23 protein-coding genes and 5 pseudogenes are annotated in these 26161 nt (G+C 68.7%); 21 read left to right on the forward strand and 7 right to left on the reverse strand.

Going from position 1 to position 26161, the window contains the following annotated elements; genetic code table 11:
• The first annotated feature begins 227 nt into the window (after positions 1-227).
• The 3 genes from OG395_RS44215 (at position 228) to OG395_RS44225 (ending at position 2917) form a co-directional block, all read left to right on the forward strand.
• On the forward strand, positions 228-788 hold the full coding sequence (locus OG395_RS44215) for a bifunctional DNA primase/polymerase (protein WP_327247940.1): 561 nt from the start codon (positions 228-230) through the stop codon (positions 786-788).
• 172 nt (positions 789-960) lie between these two features.
• Entirely contained in the window at positions 961-1926 is a 966-nt protein-coding gene (locus tag OG395_RS44220) for an RNA polymerase sigma factor (protein WP_327247941.1), read from the forward strand.
• An 85-nt stretch (positions 1927-2011) separates the two neighbouring features.
• Complete coding sequence (locus OG395_RS44225; protein ID WP_327247942.1) at positions 2012-2917, forward strand: alpha/beta fold hydrolase; 906 nt, start codon at positions 2012-2014, stop codon at positions 2915-2917.
• Positions 2918-2992: 75 nt separating this feature from the next.
• Here OG395_RS44225 and OG395_RS58590 read toward each other — a convergent pair.
• Positions 2993-3835 (reverse strand): annotated as a pseudogene (locus OG395_RS58590) (transposase); the annotation flags it as partial.
• 143 nt (positions 3836-3978) lie between these two features.
• Here OG395_RS58590 and OG395_RS44230 point away from each other — a divergent pair.
• The 3 genes from OG395_RS44230 to OG395_RS44240 all read left to right on the forward strand — a co-directional run bounded on the left by OG395_RS44230 (position 3979) and on the right by OG395_RS44240 (position 7229).
• Positions 3979-5355, forward strand: a complete 1377-nt coding sequence (locus tag OG395_RS44230; RefSeq protein ID WP_327247943.1) for an IS1380 family transposase — start codon at positions 3979-3981, stop codon at positions 5353-5355.
• A gap of 251 nt (positions 5356-5606) precedes the next feature.
• Positions 5607-6296: an alpha/beta hydrolase gene (locus tag OG395_RS44235; RefSeq protein WP_327247944.1), complete on the forward strand. Its 690-nt coding sequence runs from the start codon at positions 5607-5609 to the stop codon at positions 6294-6296.
• Between the two features lie 96 nt (positions 6297-6392).
• A complete protein-coding gene (locus OG395_RS44240; RefSeq protein ID WP_327247945.1) occupies positions 6393-7229 on the forward strand; it encodes an alpha/beta fold hydrolase in 837 nt (278 codons plus the stop codon).
• A gap of 121 nt (positions 7230-7350) precedes the next feature.
• Here the strand turns inward: OG395_RS44240 and OG395_RS44245 are convergent, their stop codons facing one another.
• Both OG395_RS44245 and OG395_RS58595 read right to left on the reverse strand, forming a co-directional pair.
• On the reverse strand, positions 7351-10185 hold the full coding sequence (locus tag OG395_RS44245; RefSeq protein WP_327247946.1) for an ATP-binding protein: 2835 nt from the start codon (positions 10183-10185) through the stop codon (positions 7351-7353).
• 28 nt (positions 10186-10213) lie between these two features.
• On the reverse strand, positions 10214-11107 hold the full coding sequence (locus OG395_RS58595; protein WP_442818664.1) for an amidohydrolase family protein: 894 nt from the start codon (positions 11105-11107) through the stop codon (positions 10214-10216).
• Here OG395_RS58595 and OG395_RS58600 point away from each other — a divergent pair.
• Together OG395_RS58600 and OG395_RS44250 are read left to right on the forward strand one after the other, a co-directional pair.
• Positions 11055-11324 (forward strand): annotated as a pseudogene (locus OG395_RS58600) (DUF4158 domain-containing protein); the annotation flags it as partial. The gene OG395_RS58595 and the pseudogene OG395_RS58600 sit on opposite strands and share 53 nt — an antisense overlap.
• Positions 11299-11841, forward strand: a complete 543-nt coding sequence (locus OG395_RS44250; protein ID WP_327247947.1) for a recombinase family protein — start codon at positions 11299-11301, stop codon at positions 11839-11841. The pseudogene OG395_RS58600 and the gene OG395_RS44250, both read left to right, overlap by 26 nt.
• Positions 11842-11906: 65 nt before the next feature.
• Here the strand turns inward: OG395_RS44250 and OG395_RS44255 are convergent, their stop codons facing one another.
• Positions 11907-12779, reverse strand: a complete 873-nt coding sequence (locus tag OG395_RS44255; protein WP_327247948.1) for a hypothetical protein — start codon at positions 12777-12779, stop codon at positions 11907-11909.
• Between the two features lie 384 nt (positions 12780-13163).
• Here OG395_RS44255 and OG395_RS44260 point away from each other — a divergent pair, with 384 nt between their 5' ends.
• The 9 genes and pseudogenes from OG395_RS44260 (at position 13164) to OG395_RS44300 (ending at position 17919) form a co-directional block, all read left to right on the forward strand.
• A complete protein-coding gene (locus OG395_RS44260) occupies positions 13164-13835 on the forward strand; it encodes a helix-turn-helix transcriptional regulator (RefSeq protein WP_327247949.1) in 672 nt (223 codons plus the stop codon).
• 50 nt (positions 13836-13885) lie between these two features.
• Positions 13886-14113: a hypothetical protein gene (locus tag OG395_RS44265; RefSeq protein WP_327247950.1), complete on the forward strand. Its 228-nt coding sequence runs from the start codon at positions 13886-13888 to the stop codon at positions 14111-14113.
• Between the two features lie 66 nt (positions 14114-14179).
• Positions 14180-14308: a hypothetical protein gene (locus OG395_RS44270; protein WP_327247951.1), complete on the forward strand. Its 129-nt coding sequence runs from the start codon at positions 14180-14182 to the stop codon at positions 14306-14308.
• A 92-nt stretch (positions 14309-14400) separates the two neighbouring features.
• Positions 14401-14901 (forward strand): DUF3224 domain-containing protein, encoded by a 501-nt coding sequence (locus OG395_RS44275; protein ID WP_266988909.1) that lies wholly within the window; start codon positions 14401-14403, stop codon positions 14899-14901.
• 97 nt (positions 14902-14998) lie between these two features.
• Positions 14999-15325: pseudogene (locus OG395_RS44280) on the forward strand (hypothetical protein); the annotation flags it as partial.
• Between the two features lie 150 nt (positions 15326-15475).
• Positions 15476-15712: a hypothetical protein gene (locus OG395_RS44285; RefSeq protein ID WP_327247952.1), complete on the forward strand. Its 237-nt coding sequence runs from the start codon at positions 15476-15478 to the stop codon at positions 15710-15712.
• A 140-nt stretch (positions 15713-15852) separates the two neighbouring features.
• Entirely contained in the window at positions 15853-16284 is a 432-nt protein-coding gene (locus tag OG395_RS44290; protein ID WP_327247953.1) for a hypothetical protein, read from the forward strand.
• A 56-nt stretch (positions 16285-16340) separates the two neighbouring features.
• Positions 16341-16670 (forward strand): annotated as a pseudogene (locus tag OG395_RS44295) (hypothetical protein); the annotation flags it as partial.
• A gap of 70 nt (positions 16671-16740) precedes the next feature.
• Positions 16741-17919 carry an IS701 family transposase gene (locus tag OG395_RS44300; RefSeq protein WP_442818665.1) on the forward strand — a complete coding sequence of 393 codons (1179 nt, stop codon included), beginning with the start codon at positions 16741-16743 and terminating at the stop codon, positions 17917-17919.
• A gap of 142 nt (positions 17920-18061) precedes the next feature.
• Here the strand turns inward: OG395_RS44300 and OG395_RS44305 are convergent, their stop codons facing one another.
• Positions 18062-18424, reverse strand: a complete 363-nt coding sequence (locus OG395_RS44305; RefSeq protein ID WP_327247954.1) for a hypothetical protein — start codon at positions 18422-18424, stop codon at positions 18062-18064.
• Between the two features lie 577 nt (positions 18425-19001).
• Here OG395_RS44305 and OG395_RS44310 point away from each other — a divergent pair.
• Together OG395_RS44310 and OG395_RS44315 are read left to right on the forward strand one after the other, a co-directional pair.
• Positions 19002-20631, forward strand: a pseudogene (locus tag OG395_RS44310) (IS200/IS605 family accessory protein TnpB-related protein).
• Positions 20632-20779: 148 nt separating this feature from the next.
• Positions 20780-22096 carry a TerD family protein gene (locus OG395_RS44315; RefSeq protein ID WP_442818666.1) on the forward strand — a complete coding sequence of 439 codons (1317 nt, stop codon included), beginning with the start codon at positions 20780-20782 and terminating at the stop codon, positions 22094-22096.
• 52 nt (positions 22097-22148) lie between these two features.
• Here OG395_RS44315 and OG395_RS44320 read toward each other — a convergent pair whose 3' ends face one another.
• Positions 22149-23327, reverse strand: a complete 1179-nt coding sequence (locus OG395_RS44320) for a glycosyltransferase (protein ID WP_327247955.1) — start codon at positions 23325-23327, stop codon at positions 22149-22151.
• Positions 23328-23385: 58 nt separating this feature from the next.
• On the opposite strand from OG395_RS44320, the gene OG395_RS44325 reads away from it, so the two are divergent.
• Positions 23386-24171 carry a glutamate racemase gene (locus tag OG395_RS44325; RefSeq protein WP_327247956.1) on the forward strand — a complete coding sequence of 262 codons (786 nt, stop codon included), beginning with the start codon at positions 23386-23388 and terminating at the stop codon, positions 24169-24171.
• Between the two features lie 69 nt (positions 24172-24240).
• A complete protein-coding gene (locus OG395_RS44330) occupies positions 24241-24804 on the forward strand; it encodes a hypothetical protein (RefSeq protein ID WP_327247957.1) in 564 nt (187 codons plus the stop codon).
• A 22-nt stretch (positions 24805-24826) separates the two neighbouring features.
• Here OG395_RS44330 and OG395_RS44335 read toward each other — a convergent pair whose 3' ends face one another.
• Positions 24827-25957, reverse strand: coding sequence for an O-antigen ligase family protein (locus OG395_RS44335; RefSeq protein ID WP_327247958.1), 1131 nt, complete (start codon positions 25955-25957; stop codon positions 24827-24829).
• Between the last annotated feature and the right edge of the window lie 204 nt (positions 25958-26161).

Raw genomic sequence — 26161 nt, forward strand, 5'->3', positions numbered from 1 at the left:
GGAGTGAGTCACTCGTCGGTCGCCCGACGAACGCAATGTTGTTCATCGCCGCGCGTCGCATGTGTCCGGAGACCGGGGACGGCTGACTCGCGGCAGAGAGACGAGTCCGCGCGTGACACGTCATTCCCCGTCACTCCTCGTCATCTGCCCGGGCCAGGGCAGATGACGCTCAGCATGGGCGTCGGGCGGCCTCGCTGCCGACACTGAGTCCGACAGAGGTGAGTGACATGAAGAGGATGACATGGAGGGACTTCGCCTGGCTGTCCGAGGCAGCCGATGATCCGTCAGCATGTTTGACCACGTGGGCGAGCAACCCCCGGGCGCCGTACATGCTGCCCACTGGCCGCTTCTTCGACGTGGTGTCGGTCGACCAGCGAGTCGGCATCGAGGCGCTCGATCAACTGCTGCGCCGAAGACGGCCCTTCGGGCCGATAGTACTGGACCACCGGGCGGGAAGAATGGGCTTCATCCTGGCCTCGCAGAGCTGGCAGGGCTTCGCCCACCAACTCGCGCGAGGAGAGGGAGCGGCTCCCGCGCACCGCTACCTGAGCCACGGCTCCGTGGTCGTCGTCCCCGGCCCCCAGCCCGTGCTCGGCGACCGCTACGAGTGGCTCCGCGCCCCGACCCGGCGGCCTTCGGCCAGCCCGCTCCTCCCGGTCGCTCTGGCCGCCGTGCTCGTCGCCTCCGCCGAGGTGCTCACCTGCGCGGACCGGTACGGCGAGATCCCTCGGCCCACACCTGCCCTCGCTCCGGCCGCACTCGAGGGGGTGTGGGCGCATGCGGGATGACACCATGGAGCGGCTCGACGTGCATGAAGAGATGCCCTGATCGCCGCAGGGCCCTTGAACTCCCCTGGGCAAGATTTCGCTCAGCCTCCAACGGGTAACCCCGTCCCATGAGTGGCGCAGCCGCATCCGGGCGCCCTACTGTCAAGTGACCAGTGCCTGAAGGGAACTTGTGATGCGGGACGCGGTCGAGGCGGCGCGTGTTCAGGATGCGACGCTGACGCGGGCGGCTCAGGCCGGTGACATCGCCGCTCTGGGGTTGCTGTTGGAACGCCATAGGGCGGGCATGCGTGCGGTGGCGTTGAGCATTCTGGGGCCGGGCGCGGATGCGGATGACGTGATGCAGGACGCGGCGCTGACGGCGTTGCGGCGGATCGGTGATGTGCGTGACCCGGGTGCTGTGGGTGCGTGGCTGCGGATGATCGTGCGCAACGCCGGCCGGTCCTTGCTGCGGGGCGCCGTCGCCGCCCAGCCCGTGGACGAGCTGCATCTGCCGTCGCCGGAGGACGGTCCGGAGCAGTGGCTTGAGCGGAGCGCGGTGCGGGACTGGGTCTGGGAGGCGCTGGAGGAGCTCTCGCCGCTGCTGCGTATGCCTTTGGTGTTGCGGCACTTCACCACCGGGGTCACCTCGTACGAGCAGATCGCTCGTGCTTGCGGCGTTCCGGTGGGCACGGTGCGCAGCAGACTGAGCCTGGGGCGGGCCAAGTTGACGGCCGCTCTCGCCGCTACGGCGGACGCCGCGCACGGTGACGCGGAGCAGCGGGTACTGGCCAGCCGCATCGAGGCTCGCGAGACGCTCGCCGCTGCCGAGAGCGGACACTTCGGCAAGCTGCTGACGGAACGCTGGTCTCCCGAGATCGCCCTCCTCAGTGGTCCCGACCGGCTGGGTGGCTGGGACCTTCTCGTGCGCAGCATGGACAACGACGTCGAAGAGGGCGTGCGACAGCGTCTCATCCATGCGGTGGCCGGTCGGTCGCTCACCGTCTGGGAGATGGACATCATCAATCCGGCGGACAACCCCGAGCACTGCCCGCCGGGCGTGGCGTGGCTCATGACCCTGGACGACGCCGGCCGGGTGCAACATCTGCGGCTCGCCCACTCCCGGCCGGTGCAGCTCATGGACCTGCTGCCTGCTATGTGATGGACGCCACTTCGGCGGAGTGAACTTCGTCCTCTGCTCCGCGTCCTGTCGGTGTCATCGCCGATTGCTGAACCCGGAGAGTTCCATGACCATCCCCCGAACCGACCCCCTCACGGTCGGTACCCACACCGTCGACATCGACGGGGTGACGCAGAGGTATCACGTCCACGGCACGGGACCTGTGTGCATCGCGCACTCCGGCGGGCCCGGCATCTTCTGGGAGTACCTGCGCATGCCTGCGCTGGAACGACACCTCACGGTCGTCTATCCGGAGCCGATCGGCACCGGCGGCTCCGGCCGCCTCGCCTCCCATCGGCATGGCTACACCCGGCCGCGCTACAGCCGGCTCCTCGAAGGTCTGATCGAGCATCTCGGCGTGCCCGAGGTGTACCTGTTGGGCCACTCCCACGGCGGCTTCGTCGCCCAGTATCACGCCCTGCGTCACCCCGAACGGATCGCCGGGGTGATCCTGTACGAAAGTGCGCCGTTCACCGGTCCCGAACACGTCGCCGAAGCCGTGCGTCTGGTGCAGCAGTTCGCCGAGCGGCACTCCGACAACCCTGAACTTTCCGCGGTCCTGGCCGCCTTCGCGGCGATTCCCACCACCTCCGACGACGCCGGGTTCACGACGCTGCTCAGGGCGCTGGTGCCCGTGTACTTCGCCGACTACTGGGGCCGCGAAACGGAGTTCGCGCACTTCCGCGCCGCGGTGAGCGCCACATTCATCTCGGGCCTGGACGAGAACCTCGAACCGCACCTCATCGACGACAGTCGGCAGCTCGGCTCGCTCACGGTGCCGACCCTGGTCGTCGTCGGCCGTCACGACTTCATCTGCGGAGTGAGGTGGGCCCAGGAGCTGCATCAGATGATCCCGGGATCGGAACTGCTGATCCTGGAGCAAAGCGGGCACTTCGGTCACATCGAGGAACCGGAGGAGTTCTCCCGAGGAGTGACACGGTTCGTCACCGCCACAACTTCGGGCGCCGCCTGACACATGACACCGTGGACACTGCGGCGGCGCGCCGACAGGGCACCGGTCTGCTGACGCGACCCTCTCTGCTCAGGTCAGGCCGATGACGCCGTCGGCCGCAGGCTTCGGGCGACGCTCGGCAGGCCGGACCCGCAGGAACACAAAGCGTGAGGTCATCGCTGCTTTGGATCCCTTGCGCCAGGTGACGGTCGCCGCGTGGCGGCGACCCGCGGCCAGGACATGCGCGCAGGCTGAGAGCCTGTCGGGTGCGGTAGCGGGGCAGCGGGCGCGGGCCGAGCCCGACGTAGCGCGGCTCGTAGGGTTCGGCCGCTTCAGCGTGGGCGGTCATCTTGCACTTGACCTGCAGCGCGTAGGCCAGGCCCCCGGTCCTGAAGGGCGTGCCGGAAGTCGGCGTCCGCCCCGTAGCCGGCATCCGCGACCAGCACCGCGGGCCGCAGTCCGACAGCCCCGCCATGACAGCGGGCACGAAGCGGTGTCGGAGGGGGCATGGACACCGACCCCGGTCTGGCAGTTGCCGATCTTGCCCAGGGTGCCGGAGTGCTGCATCGCCACCCCGGGCGAGGAGTATCCGTCCTTGGGGAAGCCGGTGTCGTCCACCACCCACACCCGCGGACGCACCACCGCCACTGCCCGGCGGGCCGGCCCGGCACGGACTGCGCCTACCGCCCAGGTCGAGGACGTCATGAACTGCTGCAACTGCTGATGGTCCACACCCAGGCGCCCGGCCATCGGCTGCATCGACTTCCGCCGCCCGTCCAGCAACAGACCCCGCAGATACAACCCGCCCTTCACCCACTGGTCAGCACGCGCCAAAGGTGCGAACACCTCCCCGGCGAGCTCCTCCAACCGGCCACGACACGCGACAAGTTCATCCGCCCTCGTACCCGCAGGAAACCACCAGAACCACCGCCTGCCCAGACACGTAACAACGCCCTACTAGCCTCGGGCTTTCATGTGGCCGGGTGTCCGATGCGTGATCGGAAACACGAAGAGTGCTCCTGACCTGCAACGATGGGACTTGTCTAGGGTCCAGGTCGTCGCATGAAAGAAGCACTCCTCAGGTGAAGAAGCGTATCGGGTCCTATCCGCGTGTCCGCATCGAGGGCGGCGGGAGCGGGGTGGTCTCGCAGGCCGGCGGGGTGCTACTGGTCGAGACCGCCCGTAAGACCGGCCTGGATACCGCGATATCGGCGGCGCTGACGCCGTGGCGGAAGGCTCGGGCGGTGCACGATCCGGGCAAGATCCTGCTGGACGTGGCCTTGGCGGTCGCGCTCGGCGGTGACTGCCTGGCCGATGTGGGCATGCTGCGGGCCGAGCCGGCTGTGTTCGGGCCGGTGGCCTCCGACCCCACGGTTTCCCGGCTGATCGACACCCTTGCCGCGGCCGGGGACAAGGCCCTGACCGCGATCCGCTCGGCTCGCGCCGAAGTGCGCGAGTATGTCTGGACGTTGGCCAAGAATGCGGCGCCGGATGCGGGCGGCCAGGTGATCGTGGACCTGGACGGAGTGCTCGTGCTGGCCCACTCCGACAAGCAGGACGCGGCCGCGACCTGGAAGAAGTCGTTCGGACATCACCCGCTGATGGGCTTCGTCGACCACGGAAGTGGTGGCACCGGGGAGCCGGTGGCGGCCCTGTTGCGGCCCGGGAACGCGGGATCCAACACCGCCGCCGACCACATCACCGCCACCCGGCTCGCACTGGCCCAGCTCCCCAAGCGCCACCGGCGCGGCCGGTCCACACTGATCCGTACCGACTCCGCGGGCGGCACCCATGAGTTCCTCGCCTGGCTCACGCAACGGGGCCGGTGGCTGTCGTACTCGGTCGGGATGACGATCACCGAGCAGATTCATCAGGCCGTGCTGAAGGTCCCGGCCTCCGCGTGGGCCCCGGCGGTCGAGCCGGGCGGTGAGATCCGCGAGGGCGCCTGGACCGCCGAGCTCGACGGCGACGTTCTCAAGGGCTGGCCGAAGGGGATGAGGCTGATCGTCCGCAAGGAACGTCCCCACCCCGGCGCCCAGTTGCGGTTCACCGACGCCGACGGGCTGCGGCTCACCTGCTTCGCCACCAACACGGCGGGAGGGAAGATCACTGATCTGGAACTGAGGCACCGCCGAAGGGCGAGGGCAGAGGACCGCATTCGCAACGCGCGGGCCACCGGCCTGCGGAACCTGCCCCTGCACCAGACCGCGCAGAACCGGATCTGGCTGGAGATCGTCCAGCTTGCTCTCGACCTGCTCGCCTGGATGCCGATGCTCGCCCTGACCGGCAGACCCCGCCTCTGGGAGCCCCGCCGCCTGCGGTTGCGGCTGTTCTCCGCCGCCGCCCAACTCATCACCACCGCCCGCCAACGGCACCTGCGATTCGCCCGCCACTGGCCATGGACCGACGTGATCACAGACGCGATCAGACGGCTCGACGCCCTCCCGAGCCCAGACTGACCAGCAACGACCCGCCCCGACGAGCAGAAAAGCCACTGCCCGGAACCGTGGAACCCGGCGCCCACCCGACGCGACGATCGGGCCACCCGCATGCCCGCACACGCACCACACCGACGAATCTGCCGCCAACCGAAGTTGATGACCAATCACGAAAGATCGAGGCTAGGTCATTCAGCCGAAGCCCAAAAGGACGGAACGAGCTAGTTTTTCACTTGCATCACAGGTTCTTTACAGACATCAGGAGCCATGAAATGAGTCCCCTGAAGAACGTCGTCCTCGTGCACGGAGGATTCGTCGACGGTTCCGGCTGGCAGGCCGTGCACCATCTCCTCACCCGCGAAGGCTTCAGTGTCAGCATCGTGCAGAACCCGACCCACTCCCTCGAGGGCGATGTCGCGGTCACGCGGCAGGTCCTCGACGCTCAGGACGGGCCGACCGTGTTGGTGGGCCACTCCTACGGCGGCGCCGTGATCACCGAGGCCGGCCGGCACCCCAAGGTCGCCGCGCTCGCCTACATCGCTGCTTTCGCCCCGGACAAGGGCGAGTCGGTCAGCACGCTGATCGCCGACCCGGCGCCGGGCGCACCCGTTCCGCCGATTCTGCCGCCCCAGGACGGCTTCCTGTTCCTCGACCGTGACAAGTTCGCGCACTCGTTCGCAGACGATGTGGCGGTGGAGGACGCGCAGTTCATGGCGGACTCACAGGTTCCCTGGGGCGTCGACGCTCTCAACGGGGTGGTGGCGGAGGCCGCTTGGCGTACCAAGCCGAGCTGGTATCTCGTAGCGACCCTGGACAGGATGATCCCTCCGCCGGCGCAGCACGCCATGGCGGAGCGAGCGGGCGCCACCGTGAGCGAGGTCCTTGGTAGCCACGCCGTCTACATGTCCCGACCCGCGGCCGTCGCGGAGCTGATCAAGCAGGCTGCGGGCGTCCAGGGCTGACCTGAAGTACACGCGCCTGCGTCACAGGTGTGCGATCTGCCCTGTTGAGCGCCTCGGCTGCGGCAGGGCAACCATCAGAATGATGAGAGGCAAGACATGCGTATCAAGGTCGTACGTCGCCGTCTGATCGCGGCAGGCGTTTCCGGCGCAGCGGCAGTCGCCGTTGTGGCATCGATGGCTTCGGCGACAACGCCGGAGCGCCAGTCGGACGGCACCAAGCCGACGGTCGTGCTGGTGCACGGCGGTTTCGCGGACGCATCCGCGAGCTGGGCGGGAGTGATCGAGGGGCTCCAGAACGACGGTTACCCGGTCGTCGCGACCGCCAACCCGCTGCGTGGGCTTCCCACCGACGTTCCGTACCTGGCGAGCGTCCTCAAGTCCATCGACGGCCCGATCATCCTGGCAGGCCACTCCTACGGCGGCGCCGTGATCACCAACGCCGCCGCTGCCAATCCCCACGTCAAGGCGCTGGTCTACGTCGCCGCCTTCGTGCCCGACGAGGGCGAGCTGCTCGGCGATCTCATCAACAAGTACCCGGGCACCGAGATCCCTGCCGCGCTCGATCCCGTACCGTTCCCGAACCCGGACGGCAGCACCGGCACGGACCTCTACCTCAAGGCCGACAAGTTCCGCAGCACCTTCGCGGCGGACCTCCCGGTCTCGGTCACCAACGTCATGCAGGCGGCCCAACGGCCGTTCAGCGCCTCCTCCTTCACCGACGTCACCAAGGCCGCCGCCTGGCACGACATCCCCTCCTGGGGGTTGATCGCTGCCTCGGACAAGGCCATTCCGCCGGCCCTGCAGCGCTTCGAGTACCAGCGGGCCCACGCCCGTGGCACGGTCGAGGTCTCCGGAGCGTCGCACTCCGTCATGATCAGTCATCCGGACGCGGTCACCAAGCTCATCAAGAACGCCGACCGCTCCACCCGCTGACCCCGTTCCGTCTTCCGCGACAGCCCACCTGCTCCAGGTGGGCTGTCCGTCGTGCGCTTCCACAGGCGTATCCGGATCCTGGAGTAGTCCACAGGACCATCGTGCGGGTCTGCCGCTTGCGTCACGAAGAGGCGATGCTTCGCGTGAGTGCGTCCCGCAGTCCCGCACGAGAGGTGACGTTCAGCTTCGGAAAGACACTGCGCAGATGTGCGGCCACGGTGCGAGGGGACAGGAAGAGCTGGGCGGCGATCTGTTTGTTGGTCAGTCCTGTGGCGGCCAGCTGGGCGATCTGCGCTTCCTGCGGAGTCAGTGGCGTACGACTGTCCTCAGTCGATGTCACGGTCGTGACGTGGACGCCGCTCGCCCGTAGTTCGTTCGCGGCTCGTGCGCACCACGGTTGGGCCCCCAGGCGCTGGAACGTGCTGAGCGCGGCCTCCAGATGGACGCCGGCGGCCCCTCCTGCTTTGGCTCTGCGCAGCCTCTCGCCGTAGGCCAGACAGATCCGCGCCCAGTCGAAAGGCCATCGTTCGGCGCCGGGGGCCGCGATGGCCCTCTCGAACAGGTCATGGTCGATGACGTCCGGGGTGGCTATGGCCCCGGCGGCGTCGGTCATCATGGCCAGGCGCGGTGAGATGGACGGGATGCCGGATGTCCTGACCGCCGCGACGTGTTCGATGGCCTCGGCATGGTGACCGGTCCGAGCCGCGGATTCGGCGAAGTCCCAGAAGAGCCATAGGGAATGGGGCATGTGCGAGGGCAGCCGACCAGGGGCGCTCAGCGATCTCAGACAGCGGTACGCGCTCTCGAAGTCCGCGCTGCCGAGCGCGGACAGCGCCCGTATGTGGGAGGCGTACACATGCAGCGCACCCAGTCCTCTGGGGTTCCCCCAGCAATCGAGACGGTCAGCGATCTCCAGCGCGGTCCGGTTGTCGCCTCGCGCGGCTGACAGCAGTCCCCGCAGGAAGTGACCCGTCCATCCCAGCAGGCGGTAGTTGTGTGTCGCACACCAGCGCAGACCTTCGTCGATGACGTCCGGAACGTCGTCCCACTGTCCGCCCGCGTAGGCGTCGTTCGCCAGCAGGAAGTGGGCCTCTATCGCCGTGGCGATGGCTCCTCCGTTGCGGCCGTCGTCGACGACACGCCGCAGAGCACTACGACAGCTGGGCAGGCGGTCGACATAGGCACCCGCGATGGCGGTCCGCACGATGCGCCGGGGATCGGTCTCCCGGGTGAGGCCGAGGATGAGGTCGTCCAGCACGTCCAGAACCGACGATGCCGCGTGAGCGGGATCACCGAAGGCGCCGCGAAGCACGCGCAGCAGGGGATCGGGAGAGTGCCGCAGGACATCTGCCACCGCGCTGTCGAAGGCCTGCCACTGGTCCGGCCGGCCGCTGAAGAAGCACACCATGAGCAGCGTGTGCAGAGCTTCGCGGAGGATGTTGTCGTCCGTCTGACCAGGTTGGGCATGACTGCGGATCGCGCCGACGAGAAGCCGGTGGGCGGTGTCCGCGTCGCCTTCGCCGTTGAGGAGCTGGCTGGCTGCCGCGGTCGCCGCGGCCAGCGAATCCGCGCCCACGGGATCGGCGGACATGGCATTGTCCAGCAGGGAGCGTACGTTGCGGAGGTCACCAGTGATGTTGGCGCCGAGGCATGCTGCCTCAGCCAGCATGCGCCCCTTCGTCGTCCCGGAGCTACTCAGCTCGGAAGCGCGCAGCAGGCTGGTGATGGCGCCGACGGCGTCGCCGCGACGCAGCGTCCCGTAGGCCACATCGTGCAGGAGCGCAGCCACCTGATCGTCCGGGCCGACCGCCGCGGCGGCCAGATGGCGGACCCGGCGTTCCGAACCTTCCGGGAACTCTTCGGCCAGGTCCAGGTGCATCCGTCGACGCTCCGCGCTCGTGGACAGCTCGATGACCGCGGAACGAGTGAGCGGGTGCCGGAAGACCAGGCGGCCGGTCAGGGAATCCACCCATACCAGGCCTCCCCGCTCGGCAGGGCCCAGCCTGGTGAGGACGTCCGAGCTGTCAACGGCCCGCTCGAGGATGTGCAGATCACCGGAGCCGTCCAGAACGGCGAGCAGGAGCAGTTCCCGTGTCGCGCGCGGCAGGGCACTGACCCGTACGGAAAAGATCTTCTTGAGGCGCTCGGAGAGCGGCAGCACAGCCGGCAGCGGTCCCTGTTCCGTCTGCTGAGCCTCGTTGAGCGGGACGGGCAGTTCCAGTAGTGCCAGCGGGTTGCCGGCGGCCTCCGTGACAAGACGCTGCCGGACCCTGGCCGTCATGGCGGGGAACCGCTCCGCCACCAGTGCCTTCGCGGATTCCTCGTCCAGGGCCCGAACCTCGTACGAAGGTATCCCGGTGCTGCTCAGGAAGGATTCGTCGCCGGTCCGGGATGCCGCGAGCAAGACCAGGGAACCGGTCCGGACGTTACGGGCGACGGTGCCCAGAACCACGGCGCTGGGCCGGTCGAGCCAGGCTGAGTCATCGATGACCAGCGTGATGGGGCCACGCTTCGCCGCGGTCTGGGACAGCAGGACCTGTACAGCGTTGGCAATGGCGAGCAGCTCGGCCGGCTGCTCCTCGGACAGTCCTCGGACTGCCTGGAGCGTCTCCGCCTGCCGCGCCGGCAGAGCCGGGATCTCCTCCGCCAGCGGTTGGAGTAGCTGGGTGAGGCCCGAGAAGCTGCCACTCTGCTCGAACTGCGAGCCCGCGATCCTTACGACTGTGAAGCCCGCCTCGGACGCCCGTTCCGCCGCGGTGTCCAGCAAGGCGCTTTTCCCTACCCCCGCCTCTCCCGTCAGTACCAGTGCGGCGCCCCTGGTGGCGGCGGAATCGAAGAGATCGTCGATGAGAGCCCGCTCCGCCGACCGTCCGACGAGGCGGCCCGCTGAACGCGCGCCGTCTTCGTCCGCGGGGTGATTGCGGCCGTCCGAGGCTGGTGAGGTAGGGAATGACATGAGGACCTTCCATTCTGCTCGAGCCGGATCAAGGGCATGACGGAAGGGACACCCGAAAGTTCGCTTGTATGTGTGTGAGCCACATCACATTGCCAGACCTTGCGTCGCTCGCCAAGACCTCTGGTCGTTCGCCTTGTACGAGCGGTAGGTGCACCGCCTCAGGCGACGCGTGCTGCCGACCGCCCAGACGTCCTTGACCGCTCGGGAGCCGGCCGCCCACATGCGCCCTGTTGAGTGCCGCGCCGCCGACTGTCCCCGCCATCAGGAACGCTTCCTCGGCGGTGAGCGCCGACGGGTCCGTGGTGGCGAGGCGGGAGAACATCATCGCGAGGCGGGCTTCCTCCCACAGGTCGAGATCGCACTTGCTTGCGGGGCCGTCGGTCCCGAGGCCGACGGAAGCCGACGTCGTGCGGAGGGCATGGAGAGGGGCCGTTCCGGAAGCGACCTTGGCGTTCGAGCCGGGGCGGTGTGCGACGCCGGCTCCTGACTCGGCCGGCAAGGAGACGTCGCCCTCGGAGAGGTGGACGGCAATGGGCTGCCAGCAGCCGCCCGTCCATGAGCCCGGTCTCCCGGAGCAGCCGGGGAACGGATCCGAACCGCTCCCGGGGCGTGATGTCCTCGGCCGACGTCTCCGCGGCATGAATGTGCCCCGGGGCGCCTCGCCGTGCGGACTCCTCCGCCGTGATGCGCAGGGCTTCGGGAGGCAGAGTGTAGGTCGAATGCGACCCGTAGCACAGTTCGATGCGTTCGCCTGGTCCGAAGCGCAGGCCGTCCTCGTCGATCCACTTCCCGATGGCGGCCCGTGGAGGGGAAGCGCGGGCCGACGCGGCTGAGCTTCGCGCTGCTGCTGAAGCACTACACGCGGCAGAGTGCGCTTCCCCCGGGGCCGGGCGGAGTTCCCGGATGAGGTGGTCGCCCACATTGCCGGGCAGATGAAGCTGCCGGCCAGGGAGTTCGACTCCTACCAGTGGACCGGCAGCACGATCGAGTACCACTGTGCCCAGATACGCGAGTACCTGGGGTTTCGGGTGTGCTCGATTCAGGACGCGGAGAAGCTGACGGCCTGGCTGGTGGCGAACATCGCGCACGCGGAGCGCAGGCCGGAGCGGGTCCGTGAGGAGTTACTGCAGCACTGCCGCGAGGTGTGCATCGAGCCGCTGGCAGCGGACCGGAACACGCGGATGGTCCGATCCGCCCTGCGCACCGCGGAGGAGACGTGGTTCTCGCGTATCGCCGCCCGGCTGCCAGCGGAGGCGCGGGCCCGGGTACTCGCCCGGACTCGACCGCCTTGCCCGCTCCGTTCCCGACGCCCGCGACAATCGCCGACTCCCTCGTCGCCCGTGGCGTCCGGTTCTCCCTCGGGGCACGGTCTACGACCAGGCCGACCTGATGGGCGAGATGTTCTTCAACATCCGCGCCACCTTGGCCGAGTTCGAGGTCGACCTGCTGCGGTTGCGCAGCCGCGAGTGCGTGGCAGTCGCTTGGGCGAAGGGGAAGCTGAAATGCAAGCAGCCGAAGCCCGTCACCCGTCGGCACGCCCACCTGGCCGAGCAGCATGCCACCGGTCAGCACTCCATCGCTGACCTCGCCGAACAGTTCTCCTTCAGCCGCGCCACGGTGTACCGGGTCCTCGAACGCGCCCGTACAACCACCTGAAAAAGCAGCCCGATCAAGCCGCACGGCACCGTTTGCAGCAGGTGACACGTTCGTTAACGGCACCCCTACTTCGCGGTGATCAGCCCCGGGGGGCGGTTCCGCGGGCCCGTGCACTCGGCGACGATCAGTCCGGCCGGCCTGGCCGTCGACTGCGTCAGCTCTTCCAGCGTAGTCCCGTCCAGCCACTCGGCGTTGCGGGCGCCGGGACTGGCCGGACGCTTCTCAGCGGGCTCCTGGGGGAACATCTCGCGCATCAGCACGCGGGGCCCCCGGCTGTCGAGCACCTTGAGGACCTTGAAACGAGTGCCGGGAACGAACACCAGCCTTCCTCGGGTGTACGGATCGACGGAGTCCGTACGGCGTCCGGTGAGCGACCACACCAGATACCCGGGGCCTCCCGCGCCAAGCGCCGCTGGGGACGACGTCGCGTTCCAGAAACCGTGGTCGACGACCACGGGGTTGTCGCGATACCACCTCACCAGGCTGTCGGCCACACCGGTGCGCACGATCGCGGGACCTCGGTAAACAGGCAGCCTGCGCAGGCCTGATGCGACGCAACGAGCAAGAGGGATGTGTGCACCGGGCTCTCCCTCGAGCAGCGTCGGATCCAGCCATGCCCACTCCTCGGCCAGGTAGAGGCGGACCGCGGCCAGGTCGGCGAGAGCGCCGACGTCGCCGGCGCGACGGCCGTCCCCAGAGGCCCACTCCTTCGGGAGTGCCCCTCCCACGTCCGACATGGTCCGGCGGAATCGCGTGCCGTACTGGCTGCACAGCTGGAGCCGGTCGCGGGCTATTCCGCGCCCGCCGTTGGAGACTATCCGGGCAGCGGCACGCGGGACCGGCTGCGCTCGGACCTCGGGGTCGGTCCTGAGGTCGGACGGAACGATCGTCGAGCGTATGCTCGGTTCTTTGTCGAGGGGTCTCTTCGTCACGTTCATGGCGTCGCTTCTCCCTGAGCCGCGGAGGATGGAGGAGTCGGCAGGAGCGCTGTGTCAGTGGCTCTCTCGAAGACTGTAGGAACGCCATGAGGCCCAGGGCACACGCGAGGGCCACGTCAGCGCGAAAGGGTATGTGATGCTTCCTGTTCGTGCCGGCCGTGGCCCTCGACATCGATCCGACTTGAAACCGGCGCATAGTGCACTAAGAGAACCAAGCTGGCTGAAATCTTACTGGGTCATTTGACCGAAGCTGCGCCACTGGCAGTCGCCGTAGTGTGCCGATGTAGCTCGAAGCCCACTCGCAGGCCCCGTCGTCCAAGCGGCAGGCCAGGGTGCGTGCCGAGGTGTGCATGTCGGTTCTATCTGGGGGTTGCTGAAGTGACGATGACTGTGACTCAGACGGATGGAACGGGAACCGCGCTGGCAGTTCCGATCCGAGTTGTCCTGAGGGCGAGCGACACCTTCCTGGAACATGCGACCGGCGCCTACCTGCAGTCGCATTCCGGCGTGAACATCGTTCCCCAGCAGGGACTCCCCGATGTGGACGTGTCGGTCATGCTGCTGCACTGCCTGAACGACGACTGGCTCAGGGTTCTCAGGCAGGATGCTGCGCGCGCCGGCGGCGCACCGGTCCCGGTCGTGGTGATGGCAGATCGCGTCAACGAGCAGCAACTCACCCTGGCAGTCGAATACGGACTGACCAGCTTTCTCTACCGAAGCAGCTCGAGCCTTGAGCAACTTCTCGACGCGACCATCGAGGCGAGCTCCGGACGCAGTCGTTTTCCGAATGAACTGGTGGGTCATCTGATTGCCGAACTGGGGCATCAGCAACGACAGCAGACGCTCGCGCAGTTGTCGAGGAGAGGCGGACTCGCGCCGCGGGAGATCGAGGTGCTCCGCATGCTGTCCGAAGGGATGAACACGCTTGAGATCTCCGAGAAGATGAGCTACTCGGAGCGGACGATCAAGGGAATCATCCATGAGACTGTGAAGCAGCTGAACTGTAAGAACAGGACGCAGGCCGTGGCGTGTGCGGTCCGGACGGGTATTCTCTGAAAGGCCTTTTCGAGGATTCCCGTGAATTCATCCGGTGGTCCGGTCGAGTGGTGCTGTGGCGGGTACGGCCGTTGTTCGACGACTGGTCCAGTTCTCTCGCGGAGCGGCCTCGGGAAGGCGCGGGCCGGATCAGATCGCTGGGCGTCGACTGGGGAGGCAGACCGCTCAATCCACATCCGGAACTCCTCATGCTCGGCCCGGATGTGGTGTATTACCCCGAGCTCGTGCTGAGCGCGGACATGGAAGTCTTCCTGGACTTGACTGGTATGGCGAACTAGGGAAGGGGCTGAAGTCCTCCACATGGGCATCATTGGCTTCTCCCCTTAGTCGGCGTCTATGTCGTCATGACTGTCGAGGACCAACGGCGCGAAGGCATCGGCACGGCACTCACGGAGGCGGCACTCGAAGCGGGACGGGAACGCGGACTGAGCGTCGGCACCCTTCAGGTCAGCCCGTTCGGCTTTCCCGTGTAAGAGCACTTGGGATTCGAAACCGTCACCGCGTACGAGCTATTTCGGATCTCCGCGAAACTCCTTGATGAACCCTCAGAGAACGGTAAAGACAAATGAATTGGAGCATAACCAGAGCGGCCGGCGTGGTGGCGCTCGCACTGACGGCGTCTGTGCTCGCCGCGACGCCCGGCAGCGCAGCGGACTCGCAGATCCTGAGTCACTACTACGACCCGGGCACGGAGATCGTCCCTTCGACGGACACAGTCTGTGCTCCGGGTGGCACAGCGATCCACGGGAGTGCCACGTTCGGGACGCAGCCGGGCGATGTCTGGCAGGGCACGACGACCTACGACTACTGCCTGTACCCAGAGTCTACGCCGGGTCAGTACCGCTACGTCGGGACGGAGACGCTGACGGGCTCGGCCGAGGGGTGCGGATCGGGATCGTTCACCTGGATCGGACGGGGCAGCACAGCGGGTGGCGGAACCTGGCGGATCATCCGGGGATCGGGCACCGGCGACCTGGCCGACGCGCGTGGAAGCGGAACGAACACCGCGACAACCAGCCCGACGTTGGAGAACTACGGGCACTTCCGGGGAGTGTTCGACTGCTGAGAGGCGGGGGAACGGGCGCTGAACGGCCGCTTTGGGACGAGGTGGTTGAACTGTCCACCACGGGAGATCCTCTTGTGACCGCCGAAGCCCGTTCGCTTCGGGTGACGGCGACCACTACGCGATGGGCTACTCCTACACCCGCGACGACCCGGACGACATGGTCACCGTGGTGGCACTGGGCGTCCTCGACGAGCGAGCCCCGTCTCCGGTCCGCGTCGTGGTCGAGGAGGTCGGCACCGATGCGTGGACCCACACCCCGCGCGAGGGCGGGTTCGTCACGGTCGAAGAAGCCCTCCAGTGGTGCGACGACCGGCTCGCCGGCACGGCAGGACCCCTTCCGCCGGTGCGGCCGACTGCGTCGCCAATCCGCCAGGTTCTCCCGCCAAAGGCGCGTGCTCCTCGCCCGCCCGGCCGATCGCGCTGACCAACAAGCCGACTGGCGCGACGGAACATAGCCGACGATCGCCGGTTGGCCAAACCGGCGATTCTCCGGACTTTTAGACAGCCGACGGGGCGACACGACCGGTCCGCCTCTCTTCGCATTCCCCCTTTCTCGTACGGAGGTTACTTCCGCATGCGCTCAACCAGAATCTCCATATCTGCCGGGATGCTCGGCTCCCTCGTGCTGCCGATCGCGTCCGCGACCGCGGCCACCGCCACCCCATCGGCCGTGCCCAGCAGCGCGCAGAGCGCCCTGCCGACGATCCGCGACTGCGGCCGGCCCGGACTGTGGGCCATCGGCACCCGCGCGGTGACAATCCGCTCCAAGCCCACGACCGGTCCACCGCCGTCGGAGTCCTCCACCGCGTGAAGGGCCGGGTGTCCGGCACCTACGTCTACCGCGACGTCTACATGTGCCTTGACTGACAGGCACTCGGCGATAACCCGGCGACAACGTAGCCGAGTTGATCGCTCCTCCTTCAATTCCCTTCCCGCGAAGAGGAGATCCCCTTGTCCGACGACATATCCGACACCACAGAGAATGTCGTGGGCGTACTCACCGCACAGATCGAAGCGCATTTCGGGGTGCGCATGGATCAGTTGAAGGCCGCGGTCTCCGTGGCACGGACTGCCAACCCTGACGCCACCGACGTCGTCAAGTGGCACAGGCTTCTGGCGGACTCCCAGGCGGAGCTCGACCGGGCGGAGGACGCCCTCCTTGCCGCGCTGGAGACCCAGCCCAGCGAGGTGGACAATCCGACGCTGGGCCTCGCCCACCGCGTCAACGCGGCTGTTGCCGCACGGGATGGGCGAGCTCTGGTCGTACGGTGGCTTCTCGACACGGACGCTCCGGGGAGGAGGGATCTCGCTGCCGAACGGCTCGCCCGTCTCAGCCGCGCTGGCCGTAAGGGACCAGCCGTGCAGACCAGCCCTCCGCACTGACCCGCGACCGCACCGGCACCGCCATCGGCGGCGCGAACGGGAAGGGCAGCGCAGCGATGAGCGTCCGGCTCAAGCCCAGCACCGTCGACGGGGAGCTGCAGGACGTCTTCGACGTCCCCGTCGCTGAGCTGTACGAGACGGCGACCAGTACTGGTGCCTCTCCTGCGGTGATCCGCGCGCTCGAACCGCGGTCGTTCCTCGCCTTGGCCGAGGAGCAGGTCGCCCGTGTCCGTAACCGCGTGCACGCCGCCATGGCGCCCGACCGCGACATGGGCGAGCTGTCGGCGGAAACCCTGCGGCGGGATGAATAGTGGCTGGACGCGGCGCTCGATGCCCGTAACGGCTACCGGGCGGCCCTCGACGATCTGCTGCGCACCAAGTCGCCCCTAGTACTGCAACCGCATCTGCCGTGACAGGTGGCGGAGTGGCTCGTTGTTCCGTCTGTGCGATGAATCGTTGACGGTTGAGCAGGTCGAGTCGTGGTCCGAGGGGATAGCCGGGTTCCATGCCCGGTTCGCCCATCGTTTCGGCAGGTCGGAGCCCCGCGAGCGGGCGTCGGACTACCTGAACGGGTTGCTCGCGCCGCTTGAGAAGAAGAACGGGTGGACGCTGTCGGAGCAGGTCGGGCAGTTGCGCCCCGACGGCGTCCAGCGGCTGCTCAACCACTCCGACTGGGACGAGAACGCGGTCCGCGACGATGTGCGGGACTTCGTCGTGGAGACCATCGGTGCCAAGGACGCGGTGCTGATCGGTGACGACACCGGCTTCCTGAAGAAGGGCACCAAGTCCGCCGGCGTCCAGCGTCAGTACACCGGCACGGCCGGCCGCACGGAGAACAGCCAGATCGGAACATTCCTGGCCTACGCCTCCGCCAGGGGGCGGGCGTTGATCGACCGCGAGCTCTACATCCCTGTCTCCTGGACGGATGACCGTGACCGCTGCCGCGCGGCCGGGATCGACGACGGAGTTCCCTTCGCGACCAAGAACGAGCACTTCAAGTGGATGCTGCAACGCGCCATCGACGCGGGTGTCCCGTTCGCGTGGGTCACCGCTGACGAGGCATACGGGCAGGTCAAGCACCTGCGCGTGTGGCTGGAGGAACGTCGGGTCGCGCACGTGCTGGCTACGAAGGTCAACGACACCGTGATCGCCGCGCGCGGGGCGGACGCGCGGGTGGACCAGCTGGTCGCCGTGCTGCCCCGCCAGCGGTGGAAACGGATCTCCGGCGGGGCCGGCGCGCACGGTGAGCGGATCTACGACTGGGCGCGTGTCGCGATCCGCCCGTACTGGGAGAACGGCTTCGGGCACTGGGTGCTGGCCCGACGCAGCGTCAGCGACCCGAGCGAGATCGCCTACTACGTCTGCTACGGCCCGGTCGCCTCCCGACTGAAAGACCTGGTCAAAGTGGCTGCCGCGAGGTGGGCCGTGGAGGAGTGCTTCCAGACCGCGAAGGGAGAGTGCGGTCTGGACCACTACCAGGTGCGGCTCTACCGGGCCTGGTACCGCCACATCACCCTGGCCATGGCCGCCCTCGCCTACCTGACCGCCATCCGCGCCGCAGAAGCCACAAAAGGGGCACTCTCGACGACGAGCAAGACCTCATACCCCTCAGCGTCCCGGAGATCCGCCGGTTGATGGGCCACGTCGTCGTCACGCGCCACTGTCACAGCAACGAGCACCATCTGCACTGGTCACGCTTCCGACGACGCAGCCAGGCCCGAGCCCGCCGCTCCCACTACAAACGCCGAGGCCACATTCTCCAGATGCGGTTGCAGTACTAGTACGGCAGCCCCGGCCGGTCCAGTTCACGTAGCTGTGCCTCGCCGAGAACGACGGACGCCTCCAACGCCGCGGCGGAGTACCGGGAGATGGTGGCTATCTGTCGGGTCAGTTCCTCGGCGAGCCCGAAGCCTTCGCGCGTGAGGTCCTTGATCTCAGACACGGTGGTGCTGGTCTCAGGCGGGCCGGGGCCGTCCACGTCCCAGGCGAGGATCGTCCCGAGCCGGGCCCTCAGCTCCTCGACCGGAACGGTCGGCGCGGACGGGCACAGCCACGCGATCATGTGATCGGCCGGGAGAAAGCCGGTACTGCCGGGCGAGGGTTCACAACTGCTGGGCAGACACATCGTTTTGGCGAACATGGGCACGATTGGGTGATCGGCGTGACGATCTGCGGGTATGCCCGGCGGGGTGTGCGTAACGTTCTCGGTGCGATCTGGGACGCCGGGTGTGGCGTCAGCAGTCGGGGCCCCCGTATCACCAGCGAGATGGTTCGGGGCCTCCCCGTCGCCTCGGGTCACACCCATATGGCCAGGTCGTAAGGGATTCCGCCCACCTGGAACGGAGCGCATACGGGATATGCGTCGCCGACCGGGACGCGAAAGCGGAGAACCAGTGCGCCCAAGACCGTTCGGGGCGTGCCGGTGAGCCAGGACTCACTCCTGCCCACTGCCCAGGAACGGTAACGATGTGGGCCAGGCTGTGGACCCGCAAGCCGGCGCGGAGGTCACGGGCGTCCCGCCGCACATCTGCGATTCACGGGGGGTTGTGAGCTGCTGTCGGTTTACTGAGTCGAAGTGAGTGGTGGTGAGCAGGAGTGAGTCCTGGCGGTGCATTCGCGGGGGTGGGAACGGGGGTTCTGGGGCCGAATGGGTGACCTTGGTGGCTGCTGCTCGTTGGGTCTGGTGGCAGGTGTCCGGCCGGGGAGGGGGTGATGTGGTGGGTGGTCTACGGAAGCTGACGGCCTCCTTCGTGGTGCCCGGGCCTTGCGGGGTGGCGGTCCGGGATCGTCTCAAGCACCTGACCGTCGAGGACGAGAGGGTGCTGCGCGCGGTCGGTGAGCATCAAGGCGCGCTGACTTCCGGTGATCTCAAGGCCCGCTGTGCGGATGGTCTGGAGCACGGTGCGGAGACCTGGGCGGCGCGTAAGCGGGAGCTGATCCGGGGTGTCGTCGTCGCGGATCGCGGGGGCGATCACGAAGGCCACGCACGGTCAGTGGGCGCTCGCGCGCCGTTGCCAGGCAGCGCACATCCAGAAGCTGGCGGCCGGGATCAGGACGTTGCGGCACCGCCTGTCCCTCCCGCTCGGGGAGCCCGGAACGAGGCGGGCCGCGGGCGGCTACCGTTCCAAGGGCGAGTGGTTCCGCAAGTCCCGCCGCCTTGCGATGCTGGAAGCGCGGCACACGGCGGCTGTCGCCGACTGGGAGGCCGGGCGGGTCCGGGTCGTACGGGGCGGTAAGCGTCTCCTCAACACCCGCCACCACCTCACCGAGGCCCAGCTCACCGAAGACCAATGGCGGCAACGGTGGGAGGCGGGACGCTGGTTCATCGCTGCTGATGGTGAGTCGGGGAAGCGGTTCGGGAACGAGACGATCCGCGTCACCGACACTGGTGAGGTCAGCATCAGGCTGCCTGCCCCGCTCGCGCACCTGGCCAACGCCCGGCACGGCCGGTACACCCTCAGTGCCCGCATCGCGTTTGCGCACCGGGGCGCGGAGTGGGCCGACCGCATCGCCGCGAACCGGGCCGTCGCCTACCGCGTCCACCTCGACGTGGACCGTGGCCGCTGGTACCTCACCGCATCCTGGCAACGCACCGCCGTGAAGACCATCCCGTTGGAGACCGCCCGCGCCCGGGGCATGGTCGGCGTCGACACCAACGCCGACCACTTCGCCGCCTACCTTCTCGACCGGCACGGCAACCCGATCGGTGACCCGCGGCGTTTCCCCTATGACCTGTCCGGTTCGGCCGGTCACCGCGACGCCCAGATCCGCCACGCCCTGACCCGGTTGATCAACTGGGCGGTGCGTATCGGTGTCGCCGCGATCGGCATCGAAGACCTCGACTTCACCACCGAGAAGACCCGTGAGAAACACGGCCGCCAGAAGCGGTTCCGGCAGCTCATCTCCGGCATCCCGACCGGCAGGCTCAAGGCCCGGCTCGTCTCCATGGCCGCCGAACACGGCCTGAGCATCGTCGCGGTCGACCCCGCCTACACCAGCCTGTGGGGTGCCCAGCACTGGCAGAAACCGCTGGTCACCCCCCACCGAAAGATGTCCCGTCACGATGCCGCGGGCATCGCGATCGGGCGACGCGCCCTCGGACATCCGATCCGGCGTCGGACGGCACCGCCCCCACACGACCGGAGTGATCGTGCGAGGCATCGGACCGCCCAGGCCGAACCAGGTCACCGGGGGCGTGAGGGAACCCGCCCACCCACAACGGACCGGCCCCCTGGAGGACCGTCGCCGAGCGGGAAGCGAAAGCGGGAACCCAGCGCATCCAACACCGTTCGGGATGCGCCCAGTACGCAACAGTGGGTCCAAGACTCACTTACGCACACTGGTTAGGAACGGTTACCGGAGGATCGCTGGACAGGGTCCGGAGCGACTGTGGGATCCGTGGCAGGGTGCGGATTAGGTTGGCACGGAAAAGTCTTCGGGTGGCCGGACTCGTGATGGGGTGAGCATGACCATGCTAAAAGGAGCCAATGTTCCAGTGGCGGCCCAGGCCGTGCGGGTCGAATTGGGGTGGCGTACCGCCCCGGGGGCGCCGGACGTGGATGCATCGGCGCTCCTTCTCGTGTCGGGAAAGGTGCGCAGCGACGCGGACTTCGTCTTTTACAACCAGCCGGTGCACGGCTCCGGCGCGGTGCGTCATGAGGGCAAACGGAACGCCGCCGGCAGTGCCACGGACAGCCTTGCGGTGGATCTGGCGCGGGTGGAGCCCGTCATCGAGCGCATCGTCCTGGCCGCCTCCGCGGACGGTGGCAGCTTCGGGCAGGTGGAGGCCCTGTACGTACGGATCATGGACATGTCGAACGGATCCGAGATCGCGCGCTTCGACAGCGCGGACGCGACGGTGGAGACCGCATTCATTCTGGGTGAGCTCTACCGTCGGCAGGGCGCCTGGAAATTCCGCGCCGTGGGGCAGGGATACAGCAGCGGCCTCGAAGGTCTCGCCACGGACTTCGGTATTTCCGTCGACGAGCCGCAGCAACCCCAACAGCCTCAGCAATCGCACCAGCCTCTTCAGTCTCAACAACCCCAAGGTGCAACACGAGTTGACCTGCCGTCACCGCCCGGGCTCCCGCCGCACGCGCGGCCCCCGGCTGCCGCTCCGATGGCACCCCCGGTGCCCCGTGCCGCGCCGCCCGTACCGCCGTCCCCCCAGCCCGTCCGGCTCTCCAAGGTGACGCTCACCAAGGACACGCCGTCCGTCTCCCTCGCCAAACAGGGCGGCACGTCGGGAACCATGCGTGTCAATCTCAACTGGGAGGTGCGCAAACAGTTCAAGAGCTGGGGCAGCAAACTCGGCAGGGCCATCGCCAACCACGCGGATCTCGACCTTGACCTCTGCGCTCTCTACGAACTGACCGACGGCAGGAAGGGAGTCGTGCAGGCGCTCGGAAACGCCTTCGGCGCTCTCGGACAGCCCCCGTATATCCATCTCGACGGGGACGACCGCACCGGCGCCGTCTCCACCGGCGAGAACCTGACCATCAACCTCGACCACAAGGACCGGCTCCGCCGAGTCCTGATCTTCGTCACCATCTATGAAGGCGCCCGGAGTTTCGCCGATCTGCACGCGACCGTCACCCTGCAGCCGCAGCACGGCGCCGCGATCGACTTCTCGCTCGACGAATGCACCGTTCCCTCCACCGTCTGCGCACTCGCACTCATCACCAACAACGGGGGAGACCTCACCGTGCAGCGCGAAGCCCGCTATCTCGTACCCGAACGCGGGGTGAGTCCGCAGCGCACCATCGACTACGCCTATGGGTGGGGGATGAACTGGACGCGCGGCCGTAAATGACCCCCGGTCCGTCCGGGTCCCGTCACCGCGGACGGACCGGTGTTCCCTCCGCTCATCGGTCCGGTGCGGCCTCGGGACGGGCGTAGGTACGCCCCTTCCAGGCCGCGCCGCGGCCGAGGTGGTGCTGCACCGCCGAGTCCACCGTCATCAGCAGATACAGCACGGCGGTGAACGGCAGCAACGGCGCGAGCCACATCGACTGCCGGTAGTAGCCGAGTATCGGCATGTACGTCCCCGCCATCACCGCCCACGCCGCGCCACCCGCCCACGCCGCCGGCCGGTCGCCGCCCAGCAGCCCTGCCGCCAGCGTGACCGGCGGGGCGAGATAGACGAGCGCGAGACCCAGCACCGTACCGATGAGCAGAACCGTGCTGTGCCGCAACTGTGCGTACGCGCTGCGCGAGACCATCCGCCACAGATCCGCCAGCCGGGGATACGGCCGCACACTGTCCACCCGCTCCGCGAGCCCTAGCCAGATCCGCCCGCCGCTGCGCTTCACCGCACGCGCCAGCGACACGTCGTCGATGACCGCCTGCCGGATGGACTCCGGAATTCGCGCCCGCTCGGCGGCCCCGGTCCGCAGCAGAACACAGCCGCCCGCCGCGGCCGCGGTCCGTGCCTTCGCCCGGTTCACCCACCGGAACGGATAGAGCTGCGCGAAGAAGTACACGAACGCCGGCACGACAAGGCGCTCCCAGACGCTCGCCACCCGCAGCCGGGCCATCTGCGAGACCAGATCGAACCCGCCGGAACAGGCGGCGGCCACCAGCTCCCGCAGACTGTCCGGCTCATGCGCGATGTCCGCGTCCGTGAGCAGCAGAAATTCCGGCGCCGGCTCCCGGGCCCGCGCGAGCGCGATCCCGTGCCGTACGGCCCAGAGCTTGCCCGTCCAGCCGGACTCCGGCTCCCCGGGAGACACCACCGTCACCGGCAGCCCGCCGTACCGCACGGACAGCGCACGGGCGAGATCACCGGTGCCGTCCTTGCTGCAGTCGTCGACCAGGAAGATCTCCGCTGCCCCCGGATAGTCCTGCGCCTGCAGCGACGGCAGGCTCACCGGCAGCATGTCGGCTTCGTCACGCGCGGGCACGACGATCGCGACCGACGGCCAGCGGTCCGGCGCCGCACGTCGAGGCAGCCGCTGGTCGGTCCGCCAGAAGAACCCCTGTCCCAGCAGCAGCCACACCCATGCGGCCAGCGAACCCACGGCGATCCAGGCAACGGCGCTCATTTGCCGCAGTCTGCCCCACTCCGACGAGACCGCAAGGGCGGTCGACTATGGTGACCGGGTGAAGATCGCGCTCATGGACTCAGGAATCGGCCTGCTCCCGGCGGCCGCCGCGGTACGTCGGCTGAGGCCCGACGCCGATCTGGTGCTCTCCTCCGACCCCGAAAGCATGCCCTGGGGTCCGCGGACGCCGCAGGACCTGACCGCCCACGCCCTGGCCGTGGCCCGCGCGGCCGCCGCCCACCGGCCCGACGCGCTGATCGTCGCCTGCAACACCGCCTCCGTACACGCCCTGCCGACGCTCCGTGCCGCGCTGGAACCCACGCTGCCCGTCATCGGCACCGTCCCCGCGATCAAGCCGGCCGCGGCCGGTGGCGGACCCGTCGCCATCTGGGCGACCCCCGCCACGACGGGCAGTCCGTACCAGCGCGGACTCATCCGGGAATTCGCCGGCTCCGTCGACGTCACCGAGGTCCCCTGCCCCGGCCTCGCGGACGCTGTGCAGAACGCGGACGAAGCCGCGATCGACCGTGCCGTCGCCGCAGCCGCCGCGCTCACTCCACCGGGCGTAAGGGCTGTAGTGCTCGGCTGCACCCATTACGAACTGGTCGCCGAACGGATCCGTGCCGCCGTACAGCAGCCCGGCCTGCCGCCCGTAGCACTGCACGGCTCCGCCGGGGCCGTCGCCGCCCAGGCGCTGCGCCGGATCGGGGTCGCACCCGCGCCGTCGGCCGAACCGGCCACCTCCCTCACCGTGCTCCTGAGCGGCCGTGACGCCGAGCTGCCGGAAGCCGCCCTGACCTACGCCGAGGGGCGGCTGCTGGCAGCCGTCAGCCCCGCCCGCTGAGCCGTCGTCGACTCGGCGAGGGCCCGTCCGGCCCATCCCGGATGCCCGGATTCTGAGTACGCTGCTGGCATGAGGGACCACCCCCGGAAACCGAGCGAGACCGGTGCCGAGGCGGCTCCCGCCGTCTGGACCGGCCGGGCCACCAACAAGGCGCAGTGGCTGCTCGCCGCAGCCGGTGCGGCGTGCATGGCACTGGGTATCGAGCTCGCCGTGAGCTCCAACTGGACCTCCGGCATCGCCCCCCTGCTGATGTCGGTGATCGGCTGCGTGGCGGCCGGACTGCTCATGCTGTTCGGGACGCTCGCCTTTGTGAATGTGGCCGTGCGGGTCGACGGAGACGCTCTGGAAGTTCGCTGCGGCCACATGGGTGTGCCGCGTCGGCGGATCCTGCTCACCCATGTGGTCGGGGCGGAGTTCCTCCCCCGGATCACCCCCCGCCAATGGGGCGGCTGGGGCTACCGGTGGCGCCCCGAGCGGGGGACGGCCGTGGTGGTCCGCAGGGGAGAGGGCCTGGTGCTCAAGCTCGGCGACGGCCGGACGTTCACCGTGACGGTGGACGATGCGGAAGAGGGCGTACGGTTCATCCGCGAACGGCTCCACCTGCCGGCGGCCGACGCAACTGCCGGGACCTGAGCGGTCAGCGGTGCCCTACCCGTCAGAGGGGGGTGCGACCGACCCGCGGACGGCGTCCGGCCGCGGTCCCCGTGCCGTACGCGGCACGGCCCGCATCCTCGTCACCGTCCGGACGGGACGTGTCCGGCGTGCCGTCCCCGATCGGCTGCCGGGCGGAGGCCAGCCCCGCGAGCAGCCCCACGCCCGCCGTCACCGGCGTGAAGCTCAGCACATTCCCGACACTGGCCAGCGCCGCCAATGCGGTGAGCGCGGAGCCCGCCGTCAGCACGACCGCCGTGCTGCGGGGTGAGCGCCACAGCACGTACAGCAGCCAGCCGAACGCCGCCCCCAGCAGCGCCAGCCCCACGATCCCCTGCTCGGCGGCCTGCTGCAGCGGCGCCGAGTGGGGCTTCCCGTCCGACCGCACGGTCTGCTGGGCGGTGGGGCTGAGCTCGGCGAACCGGTCGGGCCCGATGCCCAGCAGCGGATGCTCCTCGGCGAGATCCACCGCGTCCTGCCAGAGCAGCACCCGGTTCCGGGTGAGCTGCCCCTCCAGGGAGACCATCAGCCCGTCGGGCAGCGCATCCTCGGCCACCGCCCACGACGTACCGACGACCAGCGCCGTGACCAGCGCCAGCCCGGTCAGACCGAGCAGTCTGCGACGCATCCTGACCGCGGCCAACGAACTGAGCAGCACTCCGAGCGCCGTGACGAACCCGGCCACCGAGTGCAGGGCCGACGCGGCGCAGGCGGCGCCGAGTGCGAGCAGTCGCAGCGTGAGACGCACCGGTGCCCGGCGGGCCGCCGCGGCCGCACAGCAGGCGGCGCCCGCGGCCAGTACCAGCAGCGCGGCCGCCGCCCCGGTGTGACCGGGCGCGACATCGGCAGCGGCGGTGGCGCCCGGCATACCACCGCGCCAGACGAGCGCCAGGACGAGGGCGGCGACGGCGGCGACCGCCGCGGTGGCCACCGGCAGCAGCGTGCCGCAGATCCGGCCGCAGGCGAACCCCGCGGCGACTGCCAGGAGCGCCAGCAGCACACCCTCCGGCCTCGTCTCCCGCCCGGCCGCGCTGATCAAGGACCAGATCGCGCAGGCGGCGAGGATCACGGCTCCGGCGGCATCGGACGCGTTGCCGCGTTCCCGAGCCCCGTACCGGCCCGCCCGTGCAGTCATCGCGTCCGACCCCCCGAACTGTGACCGTCCCGTCCACGACGGCCGGATCCGGCCGGTCGGCGGGGGACTGGCGCACACGGTAACGGGAGTGGGGCGGGTTTGTGGAGGTAAAGCGCAGGAACGATCCGGCAGGCAGCATTCCGAATGCATTCCGTCCCCGCCCCGGGTCTGCCCCGCGCTTGCCTCACCACCGTAGACTCCGCC

Source organism: Streptomyces sp. NBC_01320 (assembly GCF_035974375.1).
Classification (GTDB): Bacteria; Actinomycetota; Actinomycetes; order Streptomycetales; family Streptomycetaceae; genus Streptomyces; species Streptomyces yanii.